Source organism: Paraburkholderia acidicola (genome assembly GCF_002362315.1).
Classification (GTDB): Bacteria; Pseudomonadota; Gammaproteobacteria; order Burkholderiales; family Burkholderiaceae; genus Paraburkholderia; species Paraburkholderia acidicola.
The window spans coordinates 548,228-559,324 of sequence record NZ_MTZV01000001.1 but is presented as its reverse complement, the minus strand read 5'-3'; the positions used below and the strand labels follow the sequence as shown (position 1 = coordinate 559,324).

Here is an 11,097-nt window from a genome sequence, read left to right as displayed (position 1 = left end):
TCGCACAGCAGGCCGTGCAGACACCGCAGGCGATGGCGATCCGCTGCGGACAGCAGACGCTCAGTTACGCGCAGCTCGATCGCTGGTCGGATCACATTGCCGGAGAACTGCAGGCGCGCGGTGTGGGTGCGGAGCAGTGCGTGGGTGTGTGCGTGAACCGCTCGGTGGGGATGGTGGCGGCGTTGCTGGGGGTGATGAAGGCGGGCGCGGCGTACCTGCCGCTGGACCCGGCGTTCCCGGCGGAGCGGCTCGCGTACATGCTCGACGATGCGCAGGCCGGGTGCGTTGTCACTGACGCGGCGTGTGTCGCGCAACTCGGCGAGGTGCTGGACGGCTGTGAGCGCGTGATGCTGGATCTGGCCGACGCGCAGGGTGAAGCAACAGGGAACGAAGCAACGAAGCACGAAGCAGTATCCATCCATCCCGCACAACTGGCCTACGTAATCTACACATCGGGCTCGACAGGACGCCCGAAGGGCGTGGGAGTCCCGCACGAAGCACTGGACCGTTTCCTCGCCAGCATGAAGGGGCGACCCGGAATCAACGAAGACGACGTGTGGTTAAGCGTAACGACGCTGTCGTTCGACATCGCGGCACTGGAACTCTATCTGCCGCTGATCGCCGGTGCCCGCATCGAACTGGCCGCCCGCGAAGACGTGGTCGACGGCGAGCGTTTCGCGACGCTGCTGGAGCAGAGCGGTGCGACGATCCTGCAGGCTACGCCGATGGGCTGGAAGGTGCTGCTCGAAGGCGGCTGGCAGGGACAGGCCGAAGGCCGGCCACTGAAGGGCCTGTGCGGAGGCGAAGCCTTGCCGCGGGAACTGGCACTGCGACTGCAGGCGCGCGGCGTCGCACTGTGGAACATGTACGGTCCGACCGAGACAACGATCTGGTCGAGCGTATGCGATCCGGAAGACGTCGCCCGCGGCACGGGGATGTCAGTCGAACTGGGCGAGGCGATCGAGGGCACCCCGCTGCGGCTGATCGATCGCAGCGGCGCAGCGGTGCCGCATGGCGGGATCGGGGAGCTGTGCATCGGCGGCACGAACCTCGCGCGCGGCTATCGCGGGCGGGCGGCACTGAGCGCGGAGCGCTTCGTGCCGGACCCGTTCGATGCGAGTGGCAGGGGTGGGCGGCTGTACCGGACCGGTGACCTGTGCCGCTTCGATGGAGCGGGACGTCTGGTGTACGTGGGACGGGCCGACCAGCAGGTGAAGCTGCACGGCTTCCGGATCGAGCTGGGCGAGATCGAGGCGGTACTGGGTCGCAGCGCGCAGGTGCGCGATGCAGCTGTGGCGCTGAGGACGGTTGCGGGGCAGACACTGCTGGTGGGGTATGTGGTACCGCTGAACCCGGAAGACACGGCGATAGGGGAAGCACCGCTGCGCGCCCAGATGGCACAGTCACTGCCGTCGTACATGGTGCCGCAGCGCATCGTGACGCTTGCCGCGTTGCCGCTCACGCACAACGGCAAGCTGGACCGCAACGCATTGCCGCTGCCTGATGCCGGTAGCGACACGGCACATCACGTCGAACCGCACACACCGACCGAACGCACGCTTGCCGCAATCTGGCAGCAGGTGCTCGGTGTGCAGCGTGTCTCTGCACATGACGACTTCTTTGCACTCGGCGGCGACTCGCTGCGCACGCTGCAAGTGGCGCGGCTCGCACGAGAGGCTGCTCTGCGCGGCTTCGGCATCGAAACGCTGTTCGCGAGGCCCCGGCTCAGCGACCTCGCTGCGCATATCGATACATGGGCAGAGCGTCTCTCGTCGAACATCGTGCCGATGAACGCGCCGAACGCGCCAACAACCGTATTTGCGCTGCATCCGGCCTACGGCCTGATCGCCGAATACCGCACGCTCGCGCGGCAACTCGATGGCATTGCGACCGTGTATGGCGTGCAGTCGCCGCTCTACAGCGACCCGCAGTGGTGGGCCCGCGATCTCGATGCACTCGCCAGCGATTACGCCGCGCGGGTACGCGAAGTGCAGCCGCAGGGTCCCTATCGCCTGATCGGCTGGTCGCTCGGCGGGCTGCTCGCACTCGAAGTCGTTGCACAACTCGAAGCAGCAGGCGAGACAGTCGAGTTCGTCGGTCTGATCGATGCGGGTATGCAGGACAACGTGCGTCACGATGCAACGCGCGCCGCCGAACTTCTGGCCCACAGACGCACCGTGACGAGTGAAGAGGTCGCTGCCTTCTGGACCGATGCCGACGCGGAGCGCCAGCACTGGCGCACGCTGCTCGGCGACACCGCCGACGACCCGACGACGCTCGGCAACGTCCTGCTCGCGATCGAGCAATTGAAGGCGCTGACCGCGAACTGGCGCACCCGTCAGGTGAAGGCACCGCTGACGATCTGGTGGGCCGGCCGCAACGTCGACGCAGTGCATGACGCGCCACGCATCGACCCCCGCGTCCTCGAAGAAAAAACCGCGCGCTGGCGCGCCTGCAGTAGTGGCGAAACGGTGCTGGCGGGCGTGATCGATACCGATCACCCGGGCATCGTCCAGCATCCGATGCTGTTCGACAGCCTGGCCGCGCGACTCGCGGACCGGCACAACGATGCAGCAGTTTTCACAGGATCAGTAAATGGCTGACAACATGATTGAACGGCTGCGCGCGCTGGCAGCGTCGCGCGCCACGGACACCGCGCTCGTCGTCGTCGACGCGCAAGGCGACACGCGCTACGACTACGCGGCGCTCGACCGTCGCGCGGCCGCGCTCGCCGCGTTCCTGCAACGCCGCGGTGCAAATGGCGAACGTGCCTTGCTGTTGATGGATAGCGGCGTGGACTACGTGAGCGCGTTCTTCGGCTGCCTGTATGCGAACGTGATCGCGGTGCCCGCGTATCCGCCCGAATCGCAGCGCGCCCAGCATCTTGCGCGCCTGCAGGCCATCGCCGCGGACGCCGACGCGCGCTTCGTGCTGACCACGCAGGCGCTTGCCGAACGCTATGGCGAAGCGTTCGCCGCGATCGCACCGCATGCGACGGTGATTGCCGTCGACGCGCTCGATGAATCCACTACGTCGCAGCAAGCCACCACCGATGCCTCCGACGCCTTCGTCCCCCATCGCGCCGCACCGCCCGACGTCGCTTTCCTGCAATACACGTCGGGCTCCACCTCGACGCCCAAAGGCGTGATGGTGACGCACGGCAGTCTGTGGGCCAACGAGATCGCGATCAAGCAAGGCCTCGGTGTAGGCGACGACGATGTGTTCGTCAGCTGGTTGCCGCTCTATCACGACATGGGGCTGATTGGTTCGATGTCGCAACCGGTGTTCAGCGGCATTCCGCTCGTGCTGATGTCGCCGCAATATTTTCTGGAGCGTCCGGTTCGCTGGCTCGAAGCGATCGCGCGACATCGCGGGACGATTTCGGGCGGTCCGGATTTCTCGTACCGCCTGTGCGCGGACCGGGTCAACGACGAACAGCGCGCGGCACTCGATCTATCGACGTGGCGGGTCGCGTTCTCGGGTTCCGAACCGGTGCGCAAGGCGACGCTCGATGCTTTCGTCGAGCGTTTCGCCGCGAGTGGCTTCGATGCCAGTGCGCTTTATCCGTGTTATGGCCTGGCCGAGGCGACGCTGTTCGTGACCGGCGTGGTACGAGGCGCGGGCGTGCTCGCGCCTTCGTTCGCGGAGCATGGTCTGGCAGCAGGACGCGCATTGCTAACCGATGCAATCGATGCAACGGCATCCGGCGTCGCACTCGTCTCGTGCGGTACGGTGGTGAGTGACCACGTTGTGCAGATCGTCGACAGGCAAAGCGGTGCACCGCTCGAAGCGGGCGCATTAGGCGAGATTCTGGTCTGCGGCCCGAGCGTGGCCGCTGGCTACTGGAATCGTGCGGACGATACCGCGCGAACCTTCATCGAACGCGCTGGCGAGCGTTGGCTGCGCACCGGTGATCTCGGTTTTCTTCACGACGGCAATCTCTATGTAGCCGGCCGCCTGAAAGACCTGCTGATCGTACGCGGACGCAACCTGTATCCGCAGGATCTCGAGCTGACGATCGAACGTGAAGTGGAACTCGTGCGACGCGGCCGGGTGGCGGCATTCGCGGTGCAGATCGATGGCGTGGAGGGCATCGGTATAGCGGCCGAGGTGTCGCGCAACATGCAGAAACTGGCCTCCGCCGACGCGATCGCCGGCGTGCTGACCGAAGCGATCGCGCTGGCATGTGGCGAGCCCGCGGCAGCAGTCGTGCTGCTCAATCCGGGCGGCTTGCCGAGGACATCGAGCGGCAAGGTGCAGCGAGCGGCCTGCGTGCAAGGCTGGAATACGCGCTCGCTCGATGCGTACACGTACTTCCTGCACGGGCGGCGTCTCGATGCGGCATCGACGGATGCCGCCGCGGCGCAGGCACCGCGGCCCGGTATCGAAGCGGAACTTGCCTCGATCTGGCGCGATGCATTGCGTGCCGCACCGACCACGCGCGACGACAGCTTTTTCGCGCTGGGGGGTAATTCACTGGCCGCGGTTCAGGTGACCGCTGCGGTAGCGGCGCGCTGGCAGATCGGCTATGCGGTGCGCGATGTCTTCCGCGCGCCGGTACTCAAGGACGCTGCGGCAGCGATCGAAACGTTGCGTCAACAAGGTGACTCGACGGCGCCGCTGCAGATCGCCCGACTACCCGATGCGCAGCGCCGTGTTGCGCGCGCATCGAACGCACAACGCTCGCTCTGGCTCACGTGGGCGAGCGAGCCAGCGAGCGCCGCCTACAACATGAGCGGCGAACTACGCATCGACGGACCGTTGCAATCCGCAGCGTTGCAGCGTGCATTCGGCAGACTCTTCGACGAGCACGAGATTCTGCGCGCGCGTTTCGAACTCGATGACGACGGCGTGCCGCTGCAGATCATCGACGAAAGTGTGCGGCCGGCATTGTCGTTCACCGATATCGCTGACGATCGCGTGAATTCATCCGATGCAGCACTGAACGCGCTACGCCAGTTGACCGAACAGATCGCGCATCAACCGTTCGATCTCGAACACGGCCCGCTGCTGCGTGCGCATCTGGTTCGCCTCGCACCGGACGATCATCGTTTGCTGATTGCGGTGCATCACATCGTCGCCGATGGCTGGTCGGTGAATCTGCTGCTGGCGTCGCTGGCGGCGGCCTATCGTGCGCAGATCGATGGTGCTACGGAGATCGTCGGCGCCCACTCATCGCCGCTTCAATACGCGGATTTCGCCGCGTGGGAACACACGACACTCGACGACGCAACGCTCACGCGTCAGCTTGCGTACTGGCGCACGCAACTTGCCACCGACGGCGATGCTGCCACCGCGGCGAGACTGTTCGAGCGGCCCGCTACCGCGCACGCAGACCGTACTGGCCGGCAGCACAGCCTGGTTTTCAGATTGCCGGAACACACCGCAACGAGGCTCAAGCGTTTCGGCGAGCAGCGCAATGCCTCGCTCTTCATGACGATGCTGGCAGTCTTCAATGTTGCTTTGCACCGTCTGAGCGGCAAGCACGATATCCGCGTCGGCGCGCCGCTATCGAGCCGCCGGCATGCCGAGACGCAATCGATGGTCGGCTATTGCATCAGCATGCAGGTACTACGCATGCAGGTCGATGTGCACGATAGTCTGCATACGCTCGTCGACATGGCGCGCGAAGTGGTGCTCGCGGCGCATGAGCATCAGGATGTACCGTTCGATCGTCTCGTCAGTGCATTACTCCCTAACCGCGCGCGTGGCGATGAAGCGCTTTTCCAGGTCAAGCTGACCGAGCAGCGGCCGTTCCTGCGCGATGCGTTTGCGCCACTCGATACGCAATTGACCGTGCTGTTGAACGAGACGCCGCACTTCGACCTCGCCCTCGATTTCACGGACAACGCAACAGATAACGCAACGGACAAGGCAGGCATCGAATGCCTTCTCGCCTATGACGACGCGGTATTCAACGTCGATTTCGCGAACCGCTTTGCGAACCTGTTCGAAGCGCTGGCAGCAGCGCTCGTCGATGCACCCGACACCGAACTTGCGCAATTGCCCAACACACCGGTTTCACGCGCAGAGCAGGGAACGTCGCGTCCTTATCCCGCCGGCGATGTGCTAACGCTATGGAATGACAGCGTCGCACGCGCGCCGGGCAAGATTGCGTTGCACGATCGCGAGCGTACAGTGAGCTTCGCCGAACTCGACGCAGCCGCCGATGCACTGGCGTGCCAGTTGCGTGCGGCTGGCGTGACCGACGAGGCGCGTATCGGCGTTTATGCGGGACGGTCGGCCGAACAGGTGCTTGGCATGCTGGCCGCGTTCAAGGCAGGCGCCACCTGGGTGCCGCTCGATCCGCAGATGCCTGCCGCGCGGATTGCCGCGCAACTCGCCGACTGCGGTGCGGTTGCGATTCTGCATGCCAACACGTGTCCCGCGGAACTGGCGACTGCCGGTGCCGTCTCGACCACATTGCCACTTGTGTTTGCTCCCGCCGTCGACGCCGTACGTGACGTAGTGCGTCGCACACCGCATGGCGAGCGTGCGGCGTATCTGATCTACACATCCGGCTCGACAGGCACACCCAAAGGCGTCGTGATCAGCCAGCGTGCGCTCGCGGACTACGTCCAGGGCTTGCTCGAAACGCTGGGCGCAGCGGTGCCTGGCGCAGACGCGTCGTTCGCCATGGTGTCGACGCCGGCGGCCGACCTTGGGCACACGGTGTTGTTCGGCGCGCTGTGCTCGGGTCGCACGCTGCATCTGCTCGCGCCGGAACTCGCGTTCACGCCGGATCTGTTTGCACAGTACATGGCGCAACATCGCGTGGATGTGCTGAAGATCGTCCCGAGCCATCTCGCGGCGCTGCTGTCGGCGGCCCGCGCAGAGGACGTGCTGCCGGCGCAGGCGCTGATACTCGGTGGTGAGGCGACACCGGCTGCGCTGCTCGAGCGTATCGAAGCGCTCAAACCGGCATGCCGGATTTTCAATCACTACGGGCCGACCGAAACGACGATCGGCGTCGCGATGCATGCGCGTGCTAGCGGCGAGCGTCCGGGTGAAGGACTGCCGCTCGGCATGCCGTTACCCAATGCGCGCCTCTATGTGCTCGATGAGCGGATGAACCGCGTGCCGGTGGGCACGGCTGGCGAACTGTATCTGGGTGGACCGGGTGTTGCGCGCGGTTATTACGGCCGGGCGCAGCTCACTGCCGAACGTTTTGTTCCCGATCCGTTCGTGCCGGGCGCGCGCGTCTATCGCTCGGGCGATCTCGCGCAACTCGATGCGGACGGTACGCTCCGCTACCTCGGCCGCAGCGACGATCAGGTGAAAGTGCGCGGCTATCGCGTCGAGCCTGCTGAGATCGAGCGTGTGCTGCTCGGCATCGAGGGTGTGCGCGCAGCCGCGGTGCTTGCACACGATGCGGCAGCGGGCAAGCGCCTTGCCGCGTTCGTCACCGGCGAGTGCGATAGCGCCGCGGTGCTGACGGATCTCGCGCAGCGCCTGCCGGATTACATGGTGCCGGCCGACCTGCTTGTGTTGCGCGAATTACCGCTCAATGCGAACGGTAAGCTCGATCGCGCTGCATTGCTGGCACAGTTATCCGAAGCGACGGCTTATCGCGTGAATCCGGGCAGCATCGACGCGCCTCGTGGCGCAGCGGAGAGTGCGCTGGCGCAGATCTGGGCCGGTGTACTCGGCGTCGATGCGGCAACGCTCGGTCGTGAGATGAATTTCTTCGAAGCGGGTGGCGATTCGATCCTCGGGTTGAAGGTGGTGGCGAAGGCGAAGAAGGCCGGTCTGAAGGTGACACCGAAGCAACTGTTCGAGCGTCGCACACTGGCGGAAATCGCGGCGAGCGCGTTGCCTGGCGACAGGCGTGCGGACGCATCTGCTGCACCGGCGGAAGCGACGATTCGACGGCTGCCTGACAACGCGCGCATGTGCACTGAAGCGTCTTACGCGCAGCAACGTCAGTGGTTCCTGTGGCAACTGTCACCGGAGAGTAGCGCGTATCACGTGGCAGGTGGCCTGCGGTTACGGGGAGAAGTCAACGCAGCGGCACTGCGTACGAGCTTCGAGGCGATCGTCGCGCGCCATGAGGTACTGCGCACACGCTTCGTCGCCGACGATGCAGGCCGTGTCGAACAGCACATCGAACCGGCTGTGGAACTGGACTGGCGCGAGGCATCGCTGGCAGAGGGTGCACTGGACGAGGCAGCCCGCACACTGGCCAGCGAACCGTTCGATCTGACCCACGGCCCGCTGCTGCGCGTGGCGCTGTTCAGCGTGAACGGTGTGAATGGTGTGAACGCGCAGGAACACCTGCTGGTGCTGTCGATGCACCACATCGTCTCGGACGGCTGGTCGGTGCAGGTGCTACTCGATGAACTGGTAGCGCACTACCGCGCCGCGGTGCTGGGCGAGCCGCTGACGCTCGCGCCGCTGCCGGTGCAGTACACCGACTACGCGACATGGCAGCGTGAGTGGCTCGACGCAGGCGAGCGCGAGCGGCAACTGACGTACTGGCGCAGCATGCTCGGCGACGAACACCCGGTGCTGGCCCTGCCCACCGATGCGCCGCGCCCGGCCCACGCCTCGTTCCACGCTGCACGTCATGGCTTCACACTGCCGGCAGCACTCGCCGATGCAGTGCGTGCACAGGCACAGCGCAACTCGGCGACACCGTTCACGGTGCTGCTGGCCGCATTTCATGCATTGCTGTACCGCTACACCGGACAGGCAGAAGTACGCACGGGCGTGCCGGTGGCAAACCGTCACCGGGTCGAGACCGAAGGGCTGATCGGCTTCTTCGTGAACACGCAGGTGCTGGCCAGCCGGCTCGATGCGTCGACAAACGCGTCGGGTCTACTGACCCAGGTACGCGAGGCGACCCTGGGTGCGCAGTCGCACCAGGACCTGCCGTTCGACGTGCTGGTCGATGCGCTGCACGTGCAGCGCAGCCTGAGCCACAGTCCGCTGTTCCAGGTGATGTTCAATCACCAGCGTCGCGACTGGCGGGTGCTGCAGCAACTGCCGGGGATGACGATCGAGCCGTACCGGCTGGCCAATCCAATGGCGCAGTTCGAGCTGCTGCTGGATACGCGCGAGGAAGCGGACGGCACGCTGTCGGTGGAATTCACCTACGCACGCGAACTGTTCGGGGCACAGACCATCGGGCGTATGGCGCAGCACTATGAGCGGCTGCTGGAGGCGTTCACCGGTGAGGGGAGCGTCACACCGCTGGATGCAATCGTGCTGCCGGGCGAGGACGAACGCGACGAACTGGACCGCTGGAGCCGCAACCCGCAACAGTACAGGTACACACAGCCGGTGCACCGCCTGTTCGAGCGTCATGCACACGCACACCCCGACGATGAAGCGCTGGTGTACGGCGAGACATCGTTGAGCTATGGCGAACTGAACGCACAGGCGAACCGTCTCGCGCACTGGCTGATGCAGCAGGGCATCGGTGTCGAGGCGAAGGTGGGCGTCGCCGCGGAGCGCTCGGTGGAACTGGTCGTCGCGCTGCTGGCGATCATGAAGGCGGGCGCGGCGTATGTGCCGCTGGACCCGTCGTACCCGGCCGACCGCCTCGCGTACATGCAGGCCGATAGCGGCCTGGGTCTGCTGCTGTGCCAGCGCGGCATTGTGTTACCGGAAGTAGAAGGCGTGCGCCGGATCGACCTGGACACACTGGACGTGACAGGCTGCGCCAACAGCAATCCGGCGGTGCCGTTGCACGGCGCGAACCTCGCGTATGTGATCTACACGTCGGGCTCGACGGGACGTCCGAAGGGCGTGGGCAACCGTCACGATGCGCTGTACAACCGGCTCGAATGGATGCAGCAGGCCTACGGCCTGCAACGCGGCGAAACGGTGCTGCAGAAGACCCCGTTCAGCTTCGACGTGTCGGTCTGGGAATTCTTCTGGCCGCTGATGGTGGGCGCACGTCTGGCCGTGGCCGCACCGGGCGCGCATCGCGATCCGGCGCAACTGGCCGCGGCGATCGTCACGCACCGGGTGAGCACGCTGCACTTCGTGCCGTCGATGCTACAGGCGTTCGTCGCGAGTGGCCATGCGTCGCGCTGCACGGGCGTGCTCAGACGCATCGTGTGCAGTGGCGAGGCACTGCCGGCCGAGTTGCAGACACGGGTGTTCGAGGTGCTGCCGGAGGTGGAGCTGCACAACCTGTACGGACCGACCGAAGCGGCGATCGATGTGACGTCGTGGCAGTGTCGTGCAGAGGGCGGGCTGGCGGTGCCGATCGGTACGCCGATTGCGGCGACGCAGACGTGGGTGCTCGATGCGCACATGCAGCCGGTGCCGCGCGGGGTGGCGGGTGAACTGTACCTGGGGGGCGTGGGGCTTGCGCGTGGTTATCTGGGGCGCCCCGGGCTGACCGCGGAGCGTTTCGTACCGGACCCGTTCGACCTCGAAGGTCGGGGTGCGCGGCTGTACCGCACGGGGGACCTGGTGCGCTGGCGTGCGGACGGCGTACTGGACTACCTGGGTCGGCTGGATCATCAGGTGAAGATCCGGGGCTTCCGGATTGAACTGGGTGAGCTTGAAGCGCGGCTCGTGGAACTGGATGGCGTGCGTGAGGCGGTGGTGATTGCGCACGAAGGGCGGCTGGTAGCGTATGTGACGCCGGTGACCACAACTGACGCGGCAACTGAAGCCCTGGACGTAGCAGAACTGAAATCGCAGCTCGCACGCGCGGTGCCGGACTACATGGTGCCGTGGCGGATCGTGGCACTGGAGACGCTGCCGCTCGGCGTGAACGGCAAGGTGGAGCGGCGCGCATTGCCGCTACCACAGGCAGCAGCCACCGACGACAGCACGAAGGAAGCACCACAGGGCGAAACAGAAACGCAACTGGCCGCAATCTGGTCGCAGCTGCTGAACGTCGAGCACATCGGCCGACACGACAACTTCTTCGACCTCGGTGGTAACTCGTTGATGGCGGTGCGTCTGAACGCCCGCATCGGTCTCGAACTGAACGCGACCTTACCGTTGGCCGCGCTTTTCGAAGCCCCGACGATCGAGGCGCTGGCGGTATTGATCGATCGCGCTCGCGATGCAACCCCAGGCGAGCAGGCATTGGACGAACTCGATGCCTTCCTCGACACCCTATAAGCAAGACTC

General features: G+C 65.5%; 2 protein-coding genes. Both read left to right on the top strand.

Annotated features, from left to right (window positions below; genetic code table 11):
- Positions 1 to 2,603: non-ribosomal peptide synthetase (locus tag BWP39_RS02070; RefSeq protein WP_133116811.1), on the top strand; the 2,603-nt coding region annotated here is incomplete at its 5' end.
- Positions 2,596 to 11,088 carry a non-ribosomal peptide synthetase gene (locus BWP39_RS02065; RefSeq protein WP_096716690.1) on the top strand — a complete coding sequence of 2,831 codons (8,493 nt, stop codon included), beginning with the start codon at positions 2,596 to 2,598 and terminating at the stop codon, positions 11,086 to 11,088. The genes BWP39_RS02070 and BWP39_RS02065, both read left to right, overlap by 8 nt.
- The last annotated feature ends 9 nt before the right edge of the window (positions 11,089 to 11,097 follow it).